The following is an 18,025-nucleotide window of genomic DNA, read 5'->3' as shown; positions in this document are numbered from 1 at the left end:
GGAGACTTTACCTGTGTTTTTCCTTTGTATTGATAGTGATTAAGCCTAAGAGGTTATAGCCCTTGTTTGATAGGTATGAAGGCGGTGAGCTGGCTGTATTAGTGCATGTTTTTTTCTCACAAGAAAAGGACACGGAAAATCTAACCGAATTTGAGTCACTCGTGACATCGGCAGGCGTTAAACCTGTACAGATAGTCACAGGCAGTCGTAAGTCTCCTCATCCTAAGTATTATGTCGGAGAAGGGAAAGCGGAAGAAATCGCGGAGGCGGTGAAGGAAAGTGGCGCGGATGTGGTGTTATTCAACCATACTCTGAGTCCAGCGCAAGAACGTAATCTCGAAAGGCTATGCCAATGTCGGGTCGTCGACCGCACAGGGGTCATTTTAGATATCTTTGCTCAAAGGGCGCGCACGCATGAAGGGAAGCTTCAAGTTGAGCTTGCTCAATTACGCCATCTATCAACTCGCTTAGTGAGGGGATGGACGCACCTTGAGCGACAAAAAGGCGGAATTGGCTTACGTGGCCCTGGTGAAACTCAGTTAGAGACTGACCGTCGGTTATTAAGGGGAAAAATCAGTCAGATTTTATCCCGTCTCGGCCGAGTAGAAAGACAACGTGAACAAGGGCGTCAGGCGCGAAATAAAGCGGATATTCCAACGATTTCGCTTGTTGGTTATACCAACGCCGGTAAATCGAGTTTATTTAACCGGATGACGGCTTCTGACGTTTACGCTGCGGATCAACTGTTTGCGACACTGGATCCCACATTAAGACGTATTGATGTCGATGATGTAGGAACTGTTGTGCTTGCAGATACTGTTGGTTTCATTCGCCATCTGCCTCATGATTTAGTTGCTGCCTTTAAAGCAACACTGCAGGAAACTCGCGAAGCAACATTATTGCTTCATGTGATTGATGCAGCAGATAGCCGTTTGGATGAAAATATTCATGCGGTCGAAAGTGTATTGGAAGAAATTGAAGCTGATGAAATTCCGACACTTTTAGTTATGAATAAAGTGGATATGCTGGAAGAATTTATCCCGCGTATCGACAGAAATGAGGATAACAAACCGGTTCGTGTCTGGGTATCAGCGCAAACGGGTGAAGGTATCCCCTTGTTGCTACAAGCATTGACGGAACGCCTTTCAGGTGAAATCGCACATGTTGAAATGCGTTTACCACCTAGTGAAGGCCGCTTACGTAGCCGTTTTTATCAACTTCATGCGATTGAACGTGAATGGCTTGAAGAGGACGGCTCAATTGGCCTTGAGGTGCGTATGCCAATGGTTGATTGGCAGCGTTTGTGCAAACAGGAACAACAATTACCTAGTTATGTTATCTAACATGTCGCTAGGAAATGGAATTGATATTAAGAGTTATTTGTTGCTCTTAACCCGAAAAATCAATCATAAAGATATGGAGCTAAAACATGGCGTGGAATCAGCCCGGTAATGACGGACAAGACCGCGATCCGTGGGGAAGCGGCAATAAAGGCGGCAACTCTGGCGGGAACAAAGGTGGTCGAAAACGTGGGGCTTCTGATCTCGACGATCTTTTTCGTAAACTGAGCAGTAAGCTTGGTGGTAAAAAAGGCGGCGGTGGTGATGGTGATAATAAACAACCCTCTCAAATCAGCGGTCGTCTTGGTGTATTGGCTCTTGCTGCCATCGTAGTTGTATGGGCTGGATCAGGTTTCTATACCATTAAGGAAAGTGACCGAGGTGTTATATTACGCTTTGGCGAGTATAGCGGTGTTGTCGGACCTGGTCTGAACTGGAAGCCAACATTTATTGACAAGGTTATCCCTGTTAACGTTGAAACCGTTCGTGAACAAGCGACTAACGGTATGATGCTAACGTCAGATGAAAACGTGATCCGCGTTGAAATGAACGTTCAGTATCGTGTCACTGATCCTGCTGAATACCTGTTCAGTGTGACCAACCCAGATAACAGCTTACGTCAGGCTCTTGATAGTGCTGTGCGTGGCGTTATCGGTCAGTCAGCAATGGAACAAGTGTTGACAACAAACCGTGCATTTATCCGTGATGTTACGCAAAAAGAGCTAGAAGCAACAATTGCGCCATACAAAATGGGTATCACACTGCTCGATGTCAACTTCCAAGCTGCTCGTCCGCCTGAAGATGTTAAAGCCGCATTCGATGACGTAATCGCTGCAAGGGAAGAAGAACAAAAAACCATTCGTGAAGCTCATGCTTACCGTAACGAAGTTCTGCCAATGGCAAAAGGTAACGCACAAAAGCTAATCGAAGAAGCTGAAGCTTATAAGGCAAGTGTTGTCTTTAAAGCAGAGGGTGAGGTTGCAAGCTTTGCGAAGATGTTGCCTGAGTATCGTGCAGCACCTGAAATTACGCGTGAGCGTCTCTACATTGATACGATGGAACGTGTTTTAAGCAATACACGTAAAGTTATCGCCAATGATAAGAGCAACAGCATGTTAGTTCTGCCATTAGAGCAATTGATGCGTGGTGGCAACAGCAGTGCGCCAGCACCAAAAACGAGCTTAGCGCCTAAAGTGATGAATCCTAATACCAATAATTCATCATCTTATGGTTCGGCACCCGCGCAACAAAACAGTGGTGTTCGTGGTGATGCCGTTAGAGTAGGGAGACAATAATCATGCGTAAATCGCTAATTGTTATCGTTATTGCCATCTTGGCAGTTGCTTACGCATCCATCTTTATTGTTCCTCAAACCGATCGTGGCATTGTGTTACGTTTTGGTAAGGTATTGCGTGACTCAGAAAATAAACCCATTATTTATGAGCCAGGCTTACACTTTAAAGTGCCGTTTATTGAAACGGTGAAAATGCTTGATGCGCGTATCCAGACTTTGGAAATTCAAGCTGACCGTTACTTAACAAGTGAAAACAAAGACTTGATGGTAGACTCTTACCTGAAATGGCGTGTTACAGACTTTAGCCGTTACTATGTAGCGACGGGAGGTGGTAACCCTTATCAAGCCGAAACACTGTTAAAACGTAAGTTCAGTGACCGTTTACGTTCTGAGTTTGGTCGTTTAAGCGTTAAAGATATCATTACGGACTCTCGTGGTCGTTTAACCATTGATGTGCGTGATGCATTGAACAAAGGTACGGCAACGGATGATGCTACGAAAGATGCCGATGCTGCTATCGCATCTGCGGCTGCACGCGTTGAGCAAGAAACTAACCTAGCGCCATTGGTTGTGAATGCAAACAGTATGGCTGCATTAGGGATTGAAGTGGTTGACGTTCGTATCAAACGTATTGAGTTACCGAACGAAGTTTCTGAGGCTATCTATGCGCGTATGCGTGCTGAACGTGAAGCGGTTGCCCGTCAACATCGTTCACAAGGTCAGGAAGAAGCCACTAAGATCCGTGCGGTTGCTGATAAAACGGTAACAGAAACGTTGGCAGAAGCTGAACGTACAGCATTGACACTACGCGGTGAAGGGGATGCGATGGCAACAAAACTGTTTGCTGACGCTTTCAACCAAGATCCTGAGTTCTATGCCTTTATCCGTAGTTTACGTGCCTATGAGCAGAGCTTTAAAGGTGGCGATGATGTGATGGTGCTTAGCCCTGACACAGATTTCTTCCGCTTTATGAAAGCGCCAACTAAGTTGCGTTCTACTGATGATTAAGTTACGTGCAACAGATTAAAATAACTGTTAAGCTAGTAAAGAAAAGCCCGCTTCGCGGGCTTTTTTTTCGCCTACCATTTTAAGTGTTGGATTTTTCAGGGAAAATTCAATCTGGTCGAGCTGGCTATTATCAGTTGGAGTTATGGTAGAAATAAAAAATGCCATTTTTGCTTGCTTTCCAGAAAAATAATTTTTGCTGTGCCAAAAATTACTGGAACAGAATATTTTAGATGGTAGAATTCATTTTTAAGCAACCGAGTGTATTTTGAAATGGGTAAGAACGTTGTCGTACTGGGCACCCAATGGGGTGACGAAGGAAAGGGCAAGATCGTCGACTTGCTGACAGAGCGTGCTAAATATGTAGTTCGCTATCAGGGCGGCCATAATGCTGGCCATACTCTTGTTGTAAACGGTGAAAAAACCGTTCTCCACTTAATTCCATCCGGTATTCTTCGTGAAAATGTCATCAGCATTATTGGTAATGGTGTAGTACTTGCACCTGACGCTTTAATGAAAGAGATGAAGCAATTAGAAGATCGCGGTGTTCCTGTTCGCGAACGCTTACATATTTCTGAAGCATGCCCACTGATCCTGCCTTATCATATCGCATTAGATAATGCGCGCGAAAAAGCGCGTGGTGCGAAAGCGATTGGTACAACGGGTCGTGGAATTGGTCCTGCTTATGAAGACAAAGTTGCTCGTCGTGGTTTGCGAGTTGGCGACCTGTTTGATAAAGCAAGTTTTGCTGAAAAACTAAAAGAAATCATTGAGTATCACAATTTCCAACTGGTGAACTACTACAAAGAGCCTGCGGTTGATTATCAGAAAACCCTCGATGACATCATGGCAGTCGCGGATATTCTGACTAGCATGGTAGTTGATGTTTCTGATCTGCTCTATAAAGCACATCAGAAGAATGAATTAGTGATGTTCGAAGGTGCACAAGGCACTTTATTGGATATTGACCACGGTACTTATCCGTATGTCACCTCTTCTAATACCACTGCTGGTGGAGTTGCAACAGGTTCTGGTTTAGGTCCTCGCTACGTCAGCTACGTGTTAGGTATTATTAAAGCATACTCTACGCGTGTTGGTGCAGGCCCATTCCCTACGGAGCTTTTTGACGAGACGGGTGAATTCCTGCGTGAAAAAGGCCAAGAGTTTGGTGCGACTACAGGTCGTAAACGTCGTACAGGTTGGTTAGACATTGTTGCGATTAATCGCGCTGTTCAGATCAACTCCCTGTCTGGTTTCTGCTTGACTAAACTTGATGTGTTAGATGGTCTGAAAGAAGTGAAAATCTGTGTAGGCTACCGCCGCCCAGATGGTCAAGTGCTAGAAACGACACCACTGGCAGCAGATGAGTGGGAAGGTTTAGAGCCTGTCTACGAAACTATGCCGGGTTGGAGCGAAACAACTTTTGGTGTTAAAGACAGAGCGCTGTTACCACAAGCCGCTTTAGATTACATCAAGCGTATTGAAGAGCTGACGGGTATTCCAGTTGATATTATTTCAACAGGACCTGATCGTTCTGAAACGATGATCCTGCGCGATCCATTTGATGCATAGTTCAGCCATAGCAGTTTCTTAGATAAGAAGCTGCTCATTATCCGCTGAGAGCCTGTATATTGAACAGGCGTCTAGGCAGATTAAAAACACCGATTTATTCGGTGTTTTTTGTTATTGGTTATTCACGTTTTAAATTCGCCAGATCACTGCCGGATGGGTGTTGGTAAATTCTTAGCTTAAAGTATTTTGCTGAAGCATTAACATATTCAAAAATTTCAGATTGTACTTCCTCATACTCAACCCAAGTCGTTGAGCGAGTGAAACAATAAATTTCGACGGGTAACCCGTTGGGGGTTGGTGGCATCGTTCTTATGACTAAGTACATATCAGTCCTAACATCGCCACGCATTTTTATCCAATTCAAAATATATTTTCTGAATAGTTGTAGGTTCGTTACACCATTATTAATCATCCATTCATTGATATTAGTGATGTCACTTCGTGCTTCTAGCATATTTTCTATACTTTGGCGTAAGGGCGCTGTATTTTTTAGCTCATTAAATAAAGCTTCGGTGGCAAATGAAATTGAAGATTGATCAATGTAAAAACTGCGTTTGATGCGACGACCTCCCGATGAAAACATGGGTTGCCAGTTAGTGTATTTTTCAGTCAAAAAATCCTTGGTCGGGATACGTGAAATCGTATTATCCCAATTTCGAACGGTGATCGTATGCAAGGCGATATCAATTACTTCGCCACTAATATTACTGCTTGGTAATTCAATCCAATCGTAAAGTTTCAGTACCTTACCATTTGATACAAGTATGTTGGCAACAAATGATAGCAATGTGTGCTGGAAGACAAACATTAATACTGCGGCAATAGCACCAAAACTCGAAATAATAATGATCGGTGATTGGTCGGTCATTAGGGCGATGATCAAGATAAATGAAATTATCCATACAATAATTTTTGCGATCTCGATATACCCTTTTATTGAGTTATTGCGATGCAGGGTCTTTTTGGCTTGGCGCAGAATAAAAACATCTAAGCCATCGTTTATCAGAGCGGCAACATTAATAATAATCAACGCCCAACAGATGGTTTTAAAGGTGATATTCACTTCATCAGAAAATGAAGGCAGCATCTGATTGAGATAAAGCACAAAAGTGACGGCAACAATGGATGCAATTTTTCGTGCAACGCCATCAATTAAGTCATCGTCAGTTAAATTGGTTAATAATGGTAATAACCTTCTGGCAAATCGTAAGAAAATGACTTTGCCAACGATCCATGTCAGCAGTAAAACGACGACTAAGATCGCAGTCATTAATAAGGTGTTCCCTGATATAAAATCATAAATTTCGATAATTTGTTCCATAACGTCCTATATCACCTACTTAGCGTGCCGACTGTTCATTGTAAAACGGAAAAAATAAAAAGATTTGATGTTAAAAGTGATAAGCAGCCTATCGATTCAACTCACTCTTGTTCAAACAGTATAGACAATAGGGAGTGAGTCAGGAATCTCGAGTGGCTTAAGGAATCTGTGCTATTATGTGTTCGATTATTCTTTGATATTATTTGTTTGTCAGTATCTGGCTTGCATCGATAGGCAAAAACAGGAGATGGTAGGAGTGTTTATCTCGCTCTGAAAACCGACATGTTTCCTGCATAGTAAGCTAAACTAGAATAAACGGTATTTGATGATGTCAAATGCAGACGTAATGGCATTCGTTATCGTCTAGGTTATTGTTGTTAACGTGAATGTCTTTGTTGAGCGTTGAAGAGCGGCTTGATTTGATGAAGCCTATTGGCATTAATTTGTTTGCCTTTTGAAGCAAGGCCAACATGAGGTACGGAACATGTACCGTGCCGAGTATAACTTGAATTATTGGAAAGATATCCTTAGGTTATTTTGGCCTAGCGCAAACAATATGGATACCATTTCGTGATAATTTGAGTTTAATAAGAGATAAGTGGTGAGATAACCATTGGCTAAGCCAAAAATTTTGAGGTGATTGTGCAGCTAACGAGTTTTACAGATTATGGGTTACGTGCTCTGATTTATTTGGCATCACTCCCTGAAGGGAAAATGACCAGTATCACAGAAGTCACTGACGTCTATGGTGTCTCCCGCAATCATATGGTTAAGATTATCAATCAACTCAGCCATCTTGGCTATGTTAAAGCGACTCGTGGTAAAAATGGTGGGATAACGCTTGGACAACCCGCAGAAACCATCCGGATCGGGGACGTTGTCAGAGCACTAGAGCCCCTCACGTTAGTGAATTGCAGTGGTGAGTTTTGCCATATAACACCCGCCTGCCGTTTGAAGGGTGTACTTCATCAGGCGATACAACAGTTTTTAAAGGAACTCGATAAACATACGCTAGCTGACATGGTTAAAGATAACAGTCCGCTTTATCAATTACTGCTCGATTAGACAACGCAGTAATAGCAAATTCTGATGACAACGGAGGTAACGATGTCACAAGATCCTTTTCAGGAAAGAGAAGCAGAAAAATACGAATCCCCAATTCCTAGCAGAGAATTCATACTCGAACTCCTCACTAAACGCTCGGCCCCTGCAAAGCGCGAAGAAATAGCACAATTATTGAATCTCTCTTCAGAAGAAGAGTTAGAAGCCTTACGCCGCCGTTTACGAGCGATGGAGCGTGATGGGCAATTAGTGTTTACTCGCCGTCAATGCTATGCGCTACCAGAGCGTTTAGATTTACTTAAAGGCAAAGTGATAGGCCACCGTGATGGCTATGGTTTCTTGCGCGTTGAAGGTAAAAAAGAAGACTACTACCTATCACAAGATGAGATGAAACGTGCATTACATGGCGATGTCATTTTAGCACAGCCTTATGGTCAAGACCGTAAAGGGCGCACTGAAGTGCGTGTTGTTCGTGTACTTGAACCTCGTAACAATCAAATTGTTGGGCGCTATTTTATTGAATCAGGGATGGGGTTTGTGGTTCCTGATGATAGCCGTTTAAGTTTTGATATTTTAATTCCTAAAGACCAAATCAACGGTGCTCGTATGGGTAACGTGGTGGTGGTTGAATTGGTCACAAGACCACAGCGCCGTTCTCAAGCGGTTGGACATATTATTGAAGTATTAGGCGAAAGTATGGGTACAGGTATGGCAGTTGAGATTGCCTTGCGTACTCATGAAATCCCACATTCATGGCCACCTCAAGTCGAAAAACAGGTGGCGGATTTAAGTGAGCAGGTTCCTGAATCAGCAAAAAAAGGGCGTGTCGACTTACGTGATTTACCCCTTGTGACGATTGATGGTGAAGATGCTCGTGACTTTGATGACGCCGTACATTGTGCTCCGAAAAAAGGAGGGGGTTGGCGTTTATGGGTGGCGATTGCTGATGTAAGTTATTATGTTCGTCCACAAACTGCACTTGATGATGAAGCACGTAGTCGGGGTAACTCCGTCTATTTTCCATCGCAAGTGGTACCTATGCTGCCAGAAGTGCTCTCAAATGGCCTCTGTTCACTGAACCCAGGTGTTGATCGCCTTTGTATGGTGTGTGAAATGACGGTATCTGCGTCAGGTCGCCTATCTTCCTACAAATTCTATGAAGCCGTGATGAATTCACACGCAAGGCTGACGTACACCAAAGTATGGAAGATTTTACAAGGTGATGAGGAGTTGCGTGAACACTATAAGGCATTGGTTCCGCATATTGAGCAATTACATGCGCTTTATAAAGCTCTGGATGATGCACGTATTGAACGTGGTGCAATTTCGTTTGAATCAGAAGAAGCAAAATTCATCTTTAACGCTGAACGCCGTATAGAACGCATCGAGCCTGTAGAACGTAATGACGCTCATAAACTGATTGAAGAGTGTATGATTCTAGCCAACATCGCAGCGGCTCGCTATGTTGAGAAAAATGAAGAGCCTGCACTGTATCGTGTGCATGATCGTCCAAAAGAAGAGAGCGTGATGAACTTACGTTCCGTCTTTAGTGAATTGGGCTTAACGCTACCAGGTGGCATGAAGCCTGAGCCGAAAGATTATGCTCAAGTCATGAATGAAGTTGCTGACCGTCCTGACCATGAATTACTGCAAACGATGATCTTGCGTTCAATGAAGCAGGCGATTTATGATCCTGAAAATCGCGGTCACTTTGGGCTGGCTTTAAAATCCTACGCGCATTTTACGTCACCTATCCGCCGTTACCCTGATCTAACGTTGCATAGAGGGATTAAATACCTACTTGCGAAAGAGCGTGGGCACTCCGATCATCGTTGGACGCCGACAGGTGGCTGGCATTCTGATATGGATAGCATGTTACAGCTCGGAGAGCATTGTTCCATGACGGAACGCCGTGCCGATGAAGCGACACGCGATGTCGCCGATTGGTTAAAATGTGACTTTATGCAAGACCAAGTCGGTCAAGTCTTTACAGGGCTAATTACCAGCGTGACAGGTTTTGGTTTCTTTGTTCGCTTAAATGACCTGTTTATTGATGGCTTAGTGCATGTATCGACGCTAGATAATGATTACTACCGTTATGATGCGGTGGGACAACGCTTGATTGGTGAGTCTTCCGGAACCACTTATCGACTTGGCGATGAAGTGGAGATTCGCGTTGAAGCGGTGCATATGGATGAACGTACCATTGATTTCGCATTGATTTCAACTACGCGTAAAGCCAAGAATCCCGGTAAAACAGCACGTGATAGAATGAAAAAAGAAGTTAAAAATGCAACTAAATCAGCACGCAGTAAACGTGGTGATGTGAGCAAAGATAAAAACTTCGAGCCTGATTCAGCTTTTCGTCGTTCAGAGAAGAAAGGCAAGAAAACAGATAAAAAATCAGATAATAAGGCTAAAGGGAAAAAAGCCTCTGATAAAACCAAGAAAATTAGTGCAAAATTAAAAGCTAAACGCGCAGCGAAAAAAGCCCAAAAACAAGAAGGGTAATGGATCCGCTGAGTTAACTAAGGTGGCGTCATGCCACCTTGAATTCCATCAACAAAAAAGAGATTTATGAGCGAAATTATTTACGGCATTCATGCGGTGAAAGCCCTACTTGATCGTGATGCATCACGACTCAAAGAAGTTTATATTTTAAAAGGGCGCGAAGATCGCCGTCTGATGCCGATTATTCATGAAATCGAAGCGCTTGGCATTGTGGTGCAAGTCGCGAATCGTCAATGGATGGATGCACAAACAGAAGGTGCGGTACACCAAGGCATCATTGCAAAAGTATTGCCGGGTAAGCAGTATCAAGAAGGGGATTTGCCTGATTTTCTTGAAAATACAGAAACCCCTTTCCTATTGGTGTTAGATGGCGTTACAGACCCTCATAACTTAGGGGCATGTTTGCGTAGCGCAGATGCAGCGGGCGTTCATGCAGTGATTGTGCCGAAAGATAAATCAGCACAACTTAATGCAACCGCGAAAAAAGTTGCTTGTGGCGCAGCGGAAAGCGTTCCTTTGATTCGCGTGACTAATTTAGCGAGAACGTTGCGTTTATTGAAAGAGTACAATGTCTGGATTGTGGGTACCGCGGGTGAAGCCGACCACACCTTGTATCAAAGTAAATTAACTGGGGCAATGGCACTCGTGATGGGAGCTGAAGGGGAAGGCATGCGCCGTTTAACCCGTGAGCACTGTGATGAGTTGATCAGCATCCCAATGGCGGGAACGGTTTCTTCATTAAATGTTTCTGTTGCAACAGGTATTTGCCTGTTTGAAGCTGTACGTCAACGTACTGATAAGTCACCCGAATAATAAATATTCAGTGATATTTGTCGCCATCTCTTGAGTTTTCTCTCGGGGATGGGTATAGTGACGCGTCAATTTTTTAGCCGCACTCAACAAGTTCCTTGCCTCCGCGGGCCGCGGTTAACCCTGACAGGAGGCTGAATAATCCGTAAGGAGCAACTACTAATGCGTCATTACGAAATCGTTTTTATGGTCCATCCTGACCAAAGCGAACAGGTTCCGGGCATGATCGAGCGTTACAGTGCTGTAATCACTAACGCACAAGGTCAGATCCACCGTCTGGAAGACTGGGGCCGTCGTCAACTGGCTTACCCAATCAATAAACTGCACAAAGCTCACTATGTTCTGTTGAACGTAGAAGCTCCACAGGAAGCGATTGATGAGCTGGAAACTAACTTCCGCTTCAACGATGCCGTTATCCGCAGCATGGTTATGCGCTTAAAACACGCAGTAACAGAAGCTTCTCCAATGGTTAAAGCTAAAGACGAACGTCGTAGCCGTGACCTGGCTGATGAATATCAGGATGAAGAAGCTGAAGAAGCTGGGGATTCTGAAGAGTAATTGCGCAGGTGTTCACTAATCGTTTGGTGCTCACAGGCACAGTCTGTAAAGCATTGATTCGAAAAGTGAGTCCGTCGGGTATCCCTCACTGCCAGTTTGTTTTAGAACATCGTTCACAACAACAGGAAGCAGGATTAACCCGACAAGCATGGTGCAGAATGCCCATAATTGTTAGCGGACAAACCTTACAAGCCCATACTCACAGTATAACGGTCGGCAGTCGAATTACAGTCACTGGTTTTATTAGTACCCATCAAGGGCGCAATGGATTAAGTAAACTGGTTCTTCATGCCGAGCAGATTGATTTGATAGATTCTGGAGACTAGCCATATGGCACGTTATTTCCGTCGTCGCAAGTTCTGCCGTTTCACAGCGGAAGGCGTTCAAGAGATCGACTATAAAGATATCGCAACGCTGAAAAACTACATCACTGAAAGTGGTAAAATTGTACCAAGCCGTATCACCGGTACTCGTGCAAAATATCAGCGTCAGCTCGCTCGTGCTATCAAGCGCGCTCGCTACCTGTCTCTGTTGCCATATACTGATCGTCATCAGTAATTGGTACAGTCCATTAACGACTTTAAGAGGATAAGGTAATGCAAGTTATTCTGCTTGATAAAGTAGCTAACCTAGGTAGCCTGGGTGATCAGGTTAACGTTAAATCGGGCTATGCTCGTAACTACTTAGTTCCACAGGGCAAAGCTGTTCCTGCAACTAAGAAAAACATCGAATTCTTCGAAGCTCGCCGCGCTGAACTGGAAGCTAAATTAGCTGACGTTCTGGCAGCAGCTCAGGCTCGTGCAGCAGCTGTTACTGCGCTGGGTTCTGTTACTCTAGCTTCTAAAGCGGGTGACGAAGGTAAACTGTTTGGTTCTATCGGTACTCGTGACATCGCTGATGCAGTAACTGCTGCTGGCGTTGCAATCGCGAAAAGCGAAGTTCGCCTACCAAATGGCGTTCTGCGTACTACTGGTGACCACGAAGTTCACTTCCAGTTACACAGCGATGTTTTTGCTGAGCTGAACGTTATCATCGTTGCTGAGTAATCAAAAATGATGGTAGTGCCATCGGTTTTCCGATAGCACAAAAAAAACACCGGCTAGTCCGGTGTTTTTTATTGCCTGTAATCGCGCTTGTTCAAGTCAAACTACGGTGTTCGGTAGTAACTACCATCACTTAGACGCGCAAAGCTAAATGTTTTACCTTCAGCGGTCGTAATCTCCAATAGCTGTACTTCCCCTTTTGCATTTGCCTTCAAACGTATTTTCTGACCCTGCCGTAAACTACTGAGAGGTTTTTCCGCTCCCTCAACACGGGCCATAACAAATGCATCATTGGCTTGCAGGTGGTTATCACGAAACAGTTGTGCCAATGTTTTGCCCTTTTGTATCTGATAATTTTGCCATTCATTGGTTGTAGGGCGAGTTGCAGGCTGTTGTGTCTGCTTTGGTGGTGTGGTGGTCGTTGGTGGTGATGTAACCTCAGGTGGAGTCTGCTCCACTGGCGGTTCTTGGATGATCTCTGGTTCAGCAGGCACGCCTGCGGGGGCACCTTCCGTTTGACCGTTATCTATTGGTTCTTCTGATGGTGTGGGAGTCACTATCTCGGGAGTCGTTGGTGGCGGTACAACAATAGGCTGTGGCTGACTTTGAGGTGTTTTATTACCTTGGTTTTCATCACCAGTAGGCCAGAAAAGGGCTGCAATAACGATAATCGCTAAGATAGTGATACCAATGCGATGAAATCTTGAAAATTTAAGCATGACTCCTCCTTGATTGAGGAACGAACGGTGACGAACTAAATTCATTTGTGATGATAGGAATAGTAGCACTGATTTTTAGTAATTTGATTACCCTAGGTTATTTTTCAGAGAACACTGAGCTGAATCATACAAAATAGCTTACTTTTAACGCACAGAGGTATGGTTTAGGTTTACCCATAAGGTAGGGGCTGTTATTCTTGCTTTTTTATCAAAAACCATACAGGTATTTTCATGGCAAACCCAAATTTTGATTCAGTAGAAGCTCAAGCAAGCTATGGTATTGGCTTACAAATCGGTCAGCAATTATTAGAGTCTGGTTTAGAAGGCCTAGAACCTGCTGCTATTTTAGCAGGCCTCACTGATGCGTTAGAAGGTAATATGCCTTCAGTTCCTGTTGAAGCACTTCATAAAGCGCTACGTGAAATTCATGAGCGTGCAGATGCAGTCCGTGCTTCTCGCCAAGAAGCCATGGCGGCTGAAGGTCGTGCATTCCTTGAAGAAAACCAAAAGCGTGAAGGTGTATCAACCACTGATTCTGGTTTGCAATTCTCTGTGATTAACCAAGGTGAAGGTGCGATCCCTGCACGTACTGACCGTGTTCGCGTCCATTATACAGGTCGTCTCATTGACGGTACTGTTTTTGATAGCTCAGTTCAACGTGGCCAACCCGCAGAATTCCCTGTGAGTGGCGTTATCCAAGGTTGGATAGAGGCTCTGACTCTGATGCCTGTCGGTTCTAAGTGGGAACTGTACATCCCTTCTGAGCTGGCTTATGGTGAGCGTGGTGCAGGCGCATCTATCCCGCCATTCAGTACGCTAGTCTTTGAAGTCGAATTACTCGAAATTCTGTAATCTTGGCGGTCAGTATAACTGACTAAGCCAATATCAGGGCTTTGCAGGCCTGCCTTTTTATGATGAAGGCAAGGTCGCAAAGCCCTTTTTATGTTTTAAGCTGTAGGTGTTATTGAGGGGGAATCTTTTTTAGTTCTAAACACCCGTTTATTTACAAGACGTGCAATGATAATAAAAATTACAAAACCAACGATGACAAATAACTCATCTAAAGTGGTGATTTGTTGAGAGACCTCTATTGATAAATACAGTAAGAAAGCTAATAGGCTCATTATTGCCAGTAGTATGATGGTATTAATGAACGAAAGAAGCATTAAACGTTTTATCTTGAGTTGATTTCCTTGGAAAGGAATTGACCTATATATACTTAAAAGCAATATAACGATAGCAGCGGCTGTTGCAGGAAATAACATGTCAGATGCTTGGTAACTCAGAAGCAAAAAAATTTTTAATATCAGTTGATTTTCCTTGAGTAACGCAATGCAATATATCGTGAGAGAGGCGATAACAAGCGTAAAACATAGCATGGTTATGGTATAGAGTGCATTGTAAATTAACCCATGATTTTTTTCTGTTAATACGAAATCATGACGGGCTTTTTTACAAAAAAATATTCTTGGTATAAATAGTAAAATAAGTATCAAGACGTTGATAATGTTAAATATAATGGAAAAGCTATAGGTATATATTAAGCTAGGGCGATGATATAACTGTACCTCTCCAAACATCTTATGCATGGCTATCTCATTTACGTATTGCGTAAATTTGAGAATAAAAAAGTAGACGATGGCAATACCCGCAACAATAAGGATATTTTTAAGGTTAGCTTGGTTCAATTTGGTGTAGTAAAAGATAAGGCAAGTGGAAAATAGGAAGATAAAAATCTTAATGAACCACTCTACCCTTAGGCTATATATAATCGCATTTAAATAATGAGGCGGTACGTATAATAATGGTTGAATTGTCACGCTATAAAACCAAAAGTACTCCGTGAGGATCCAAACACTCACAAATATGGCGGGTAATCTAAAAAAAGAGAGCTTGGCTGTATTTGATTGACTCATTTTTATTCCTAAATTTTAGAGAATCACATCATTGATAGTGGTGATATATAAGTGGTGATATATAAATAGCAGGTTAGATTCCTATTCAAAAATGCGATTAAGCTTATTGTCATTTTTACTTATTGTTCTGTATAGCATTAAATCATAATGCGTTGTTGCAACTCGAGAATGGGGTATAAAGTTTGCTACCTTAATGTTGTCATCGAGCCTAAATATAGGCATTTTTCTTAGCGGCATTAGCGCTAAAAACCTAAAGTCACTTCTTATATATTCACAATCTATAATTGCCTTTCTTTAAAAGAAGCTCACCGCTCTCTCTTATTTGTTTCTTATGGATACAAAACAATGGATTAAACAATATTACTATTGCAAATGTCGAGTGATAAATCAAACCTAAAGCATAATATAAAGCGCTGTTTCTGATATAACGCAATATTTCCCCAAGAACACTATTCTTTTCATTAATTGAAACTACTTGGAAAGAAAATAATGTAAATTGATAAGGTAAGTGTGAACGGTTTCTGTGGTTCCAATGATCTATGGCTGTTAAGCTAAAGGTACAGAGTGATGGAAAAGAGGTGAATCATGCTAAAACAAATTTGCGAATTGGCTATCGATGCAGGCTCCGCCATTATGGCTATTTATACCAGCCAAGAGCCGTTACATATTGATCATAAAAGCGATCAATCTCCTGTGACAGAGGCTGATATTGCTGCTCATAACATTATTACTGCCGGTTTAACACGTATTGCACCCGATATTCCTCAATTATCTGAAGAAGCGCCACCGTCATGGGATGAACGTAAAAATTGGCAGCGTTATTGGTTGATTGACCCTCTGGATGGAACAAAAGAATTTATTCATCGCAATGGTGATTTTACAGTCAATATTGCGTTGATTGAAAAGGGTATACCGATTATGGGCGTTGTTTATGCGCCCGCCAAAGGGTTACTCTATTACGCTGAAGGTAATCAAGCGTGGAAAGAAGAAGGTGGGCACAAGCAACCGATTCATGTTAAAGATTCAATGCCACCTATCATAGTGATCAGCCGCTCTCATCAAGATGGTGAATTGCGCGATTATCTTGCTCAAATGGGAAGCCATGAAACGGTTGAAATTGGTTCTTCATTAAAGTTTTGTTTAGTGGCAGAAGGCAAAGCGCAACTGTACCCGCGTTTCGGGCCAACCAATATTTGGGATACGGCAGCAGGGCATGCTGTGGCAATCGCATCCGGTGCTAAGGTTTTAGATTGGAACGGTAAAACGCTAGATTACACCCCACGAGAGTCTTTTTTAAACCCTGGTTTCCGTGTAACTTTGTTCTGACTGGAAATGAGAACATGTCGGGTAAATTGGTATATTTACCCGACAAAACGCGATTAGTTATCGAGCTTGAGTACTTTTGCCGTTGCCGCGCGAATATCTAAGCAAGCTTTTGCGTCGACTTTTAAATCAATTCCATAAGTTGGAATGATCTCTTTTAAACGCGCTTCCCAGCCATCTGAATTAAGCTGATCCGCAAAGCAAGTCTTCAAGACATTCAATGCAATAAACGCAGCGGTAGAAGCACCCGGTGATGCGCCCATCAAGACAGTCAGTGACTTATCTGCGCTGGTAATCAATTCAGTACCAAATTCTAGGATACCTTTTTTATCGTGATCTGGTTTTATGATCTGAACACGTTGTCCCGCAACCACTTCTTTCCAGTCTTCACGCTGTGCTTCTGGGTAGAATTGTTGCAGCATAGCAAATTGGTGGGCTGAAGTTTGGAGCACTTGCCCAACTAAGTACTCAGCTAGCGCCCAGTTATCTTTAGCAACGGCAAGCATTGGCTCTATGTTATTTAATTTAACCGATTCAAATAAATCTAAATAAGAGCCGTGTTTGAGGAATTTGCTAGAAAATCCAGCATAAGGACCAAACAATAATGAGCGTTTACCATCAATGATACGTGTATCTAAGTGTGGAACGGACATAGGTGGGGAGCCTTTGTCTGCTTTGCCATACACTTTTGCATGATGGCGAGCTGCAATTTCTTCATTATCACAACGTAGCCAGATACCGCTAACAGGGAAGCCACCATAGCCTTTACCTTCAGGAATACCTGATTTTTGGAGTAATTCGATAGCTCGTCCGCCTGCACCGATAAAGACAAATTTAGCGGTCGTAATGGTTTTTTCATGAGTGAGTAGGTTTTTGACTTCGATATTCCATCTGCCGTCAGCGGCTCTTTTAATATCGATAACTTCATGTTTGTAGTGAACAGCAAAACCTGACTGCTGGCTCAATTGTTCCATTAATAGATGCGTCAGCGCGCCGTAATCCACATCGGCACCGGTTGCAACCCGTGTCATCGCGATGGTTTCTTTTGGATCACGGCCTTCCATGATCAGTGGTGCCCACTCATTGATCTGTTGCGGATCCTCAGTGTATTCCATGTTCTGATAACAGTGGTGAGCTGACATCTGGGTATAGCGCTGTTTCAAAAACTTGACGTTATCTTCACCCCAAACAAAGCTCATATGTGGGCAAGGATGGATGAAATCACGGGGATCTTTGATTTTGCCTTTCGTGACTAAGTAAGACCAGAGTTGGCGAGACAGATCAAACTCGGTATTCACTTCAAGGGCTTTACTGATATCAACCGTGCCATCTGGATTCGGTGGCGTATAGTTCATTTCACAGTTTGCAGCATGACCTGTACCGGCGTTGTTCCAAGGATGAGAACTTTCTTGCGCACAGTCATTCAGTCTTTCAAAAACCGCAATATTCAGTGATGGTTCAAGTTCTTTTAAAAAAGTGCCGAGGGTAGTACTCATGATACCGGCACCGATGAGCGCGATATCTACTTGTTCTGAAATAGGCTTACTCATT

General features: G+C 43.1%; 18 protein-coding genes. 13 read left to right on the top strand and 5 right to left on the bottom strand.

All coding sequences use genetic code 11. From position 1 onward, the window contains the following. Positions 1 to 62 precede the first annotated feature (62 nt). From hflX to hflC, 3 genes are all read left to right on the top strand, one after another. Positions 63 to 1,343, top strand: coding sequence for a ribosome rescue GTPase HflX (gene hflX / locus P2E05_RS18585; protein WP_154623463.1), 1,281 nt, complete (start codon positions 63 to 65; stop codon positions 1,341 to 1,343). Positions 1,344 to 1,429: 86 nt separating this feature from the next. Continuing rightward, the gene (hflK, locus tag P2E05_RS18580) at positions 1,430 to 2,635 is read left to right on the top strand and encodes an FtsH protease activity modulator HflK (RefSeq protein WP_154623462.1); all 1,206 of its coding nucleotides are present in this window, start codon (positions 1,430 to 1,432) and stop codon (positions 2,633 to 2,635) included. A gap of 2 nt (positions 2,636 to 2,637) precedes the next feature. Beyond that, on the top strand, positions 2,638 to 3,642 hold the full coding sequence (gene hflC, locus P2E05_RS18575) for a protease modulator HflC (protein ID WP_154623461.1): 1,005 nt from the start codon (positions 2,638 to 2,640) through the stop codon (positions 3,640 to 3,642). Positions 3,643 to 3,669: 27 nt separating this feature from the next. On the opposite strand, the gene P2E05_RS18570 is transcribed toward hflC, so the two are convergent. Then, entirely contained in the window at positions 3,670 to 3,807 is a 138-nt protein-coding gene (locus P2E05_RS18570) for a hypothetical protein (protein WP_163863225.1), read from the bottom strand. Positions 3,808 to 3,912: 105 nt separating this feature from the next. Here P2E05_RS18570 and P2E05_RS18565 point away from each other — a divergent pair, with 105 nt between their 5' ends. Further along, positions 3,913 to 5,211 carry an adenylosuccinate synthase gene (locus tag P2E05_RS18565; protein WP_154622437.1) on the top strand — a complete coding sequence of 433 codons (1,299 nt, stop codon included), beginning with the start codon at positions 3,913 to 3,915 and terminating at the stop codon, positions 5,209 to 5,211. A gap of 118 nt (positions 5,212 to 5,329) precedes the next feature. On the opposite strand, the gene P2E05_RS18560 is transcribed toward P2E05_RS18565, so the two are convergent. Continuing rightward, a complete protein-coding gene (locus P2E05_RS18560) occupies positions 5,330 to 6,532 on the bottom strand; it encodes a mechanosensitive ion channel family protein (protein WP_154622438.1) in 1,203 nt (400 codons plus the stop codon). A 642-nt stretch (positions 6,533 to 7,174) separates the two neighbouring features. Between P2E05_RS18560 and nsrR the strand changes: the two genes are divergently transcribed. The 7 genes from nsrR (at position 7,175) to rplI (ending at position 12,519) form a co-directional block, all read left to right on the top strand. Continuing rightward, positions 7,175 to 7,597 (top strand): nitric oxide-sensing transcriptional repressor NsrR, encoded by a 423-nt coding sequence (gene nsrR, locus P2E05_RS18555; RefSeq protein WP_163863223.1) that lies wholly within the window; start codon positions 7,175 to 7,177, stop codon positions 7,595 to 7,597. Between the two features lie 42 nt (positions 7,598 to 7,639). Then, positions 7,640 to 10,105: a ribonuclease R gene (gene rnr / locus P2E05_RS18550; RefSeq protein WP_163863220.1), complete on the top strand. Its 2,466-nt coding sequence runs from the start codon at positions 7,640 to 7,642 to the stop codon at positions 10,103 to 10,105. A gap of 66 nt (positions 10,106 to 10,171) precedes the next feature. Continuing rightward, positions 10,172 to 10,918 carry a 23S rRNA (guanosine(2251)-2'-O)-methyltransferase RlmB gene (rlmB, locus tag P2E05_RS18545; protein ID WP_154622440.1) on the top strand — a complete coding sequence of 249 codons (747 nt, stop codon included), beginning with the start codon at positions 10,172 to 10,174 and terminating at the stop codon, positions 10,916 to 10,918. Positions 10,919 to 11,077: 159 nt separating this feature from the next. Continuing rightward, complete coding sequence (rpsF, locus tag P2E05_RS18540; protein ID WP_154622441.1) at positions 11,078 to 11,473, top strand: 30S ribosomal protein S6; 396 nt, start codon at positions 11,078 to 11,080, stop codon at positions 11,471 to 11,473. Between the two features lie 8 nt (positions 11,474 to 11,481). Then, positions 11,482 to 11,799: a primosomal replication protein N gene (gene priB / locus P2E05_RS18535; protein WP_163863218.1), complete on the top strand. Its 318-nt coding sequence runs from the start codon at positions 11,482 to 11,484 to the stop codon at positions 11,797 to 11,799. Positions 11,800 to 11,803: 4 nt separating this feature from the next. Continuing rightward, positions 11,804 to 12,031 carry a 30S ribosomal protein S18 gene (gene rpsR, locus P2E05_RS18530; protein WP_000135199.1) on the top strand — a complete coding sequence of 76 codons (228 nt, stop codon included), beginning with the start codon at positions 11,804 to 11,806 and terminating at the stop codon, positions 12,029 to 12,031. A 38-nt stretch (positions 12,032 to 12,069) separates the two neighbouring features. Further along, entirely contained in the window at positions 12,070 to 12,519 is a 450-nt protein-coding gene (gene rplI, locus P2E05_RS18525) for a 50S ribosomal protein L9 (protein WP_154622442.1), read from the top strand. 101 nt (positions 12,520 to 12,620) lie between these two features. Here rplI and P2E05_RS18520 read toward each other — a convergent pair whose 3' ends face one another. Next, positions 12,621 to 13,235, bottom strand: coding sequence for a LysM-like peptidoglycan-binding domain-containing protein (locus tag P2E05_RS18520; protein WP_196713720.1), 615 nt, complete (start codon positions 13,233 to 13,235; stop codon positions 12,621 to 12,623). 231 nt (positions 13,236 to 13,466) lie between these two features. Here P2E05_RS18520 and fklB point away from each other — a divergent pair, with 231 nt between their 5' ends. After that, on the top strand, positions 13,467 to 14,087 hold the full coding sequence (gene fklB, locus P2E05_RS18515; RefSeq protein WP_154622444.1) for an FKBP-type peptidyl-prolyl cis-trans isomerase: 621 nt from the start codon (positions 13,467 to 13,469) through the stop codon (positions 14,085 to 14,087). 95 nt (positions 14,088 to 14,182) lie between these two features. Here the strand turns inward: fklB and P2E05_RS18510 are convergent, their stop codons facing one another. After that, positions 14,183 to 15,151 carry a hypothetical protein gene (locus P2E05_RS18510; RefSeq protein WP_154635666.1) on the bottom strand — a complete coding sequence of 323 codons (969 nt, stop codon included), beginning with the start codon at positions 15,149 to 15,151 and terminating at the stop codon, positions 14,183 to 14,185. A 585-nt stretch (positions 15,152 to 15,736) separates the two neighbouring features. On the opposite strand from P2E05_RS18510, the gene cysQ reads away from it, so the two are divergent. Next, positions 15,737 to 16,477 carry a 3'(2'),5'-bisphosphate nucleotidase CysQ gene (cysQ, locus tag P2E05_RS18505; RefSeq protein ID WP_154623673.1) on the top strand — a complete coding sequence of 247 codons (741 nt, stop codon included), beginning with the start codon at positions 15,737 to 15,739 and terminating at the stop codon, positions 16,475 to 16,477. A 53-nt stretch (positions 16,478 to 16,530) separates the two neighbouring features. On the opposite strand, the gene mqo is transcribed toward cysQ, so the two are convergent. After that, complete coding sequence (gene mqo / locus P2E05_RS18500; RefSeq protein WP_196713718.1) at positions 16,531 to 18,024, bottom strand: malate dehydrogenase (quinone); 1,494 nt, start codon at positions 18,022 to 18,024, stop codon at positions 16,531 to 16,533. Position 18,025: the final 1 nt, after the last annotated feature.

The organism is Providencia stuartii, assembly GCF_029277985.1.
Classification (GTDB): Bacteria; Pseudomonadota; Gammaproteobacteria; order Enterobacterales; family Enterobacteriaceae; genus Providencia; species Providencia zhejiangensis.
This window is presented reverse-complemented; position numbering and strand designations above follow the sequence as displayed.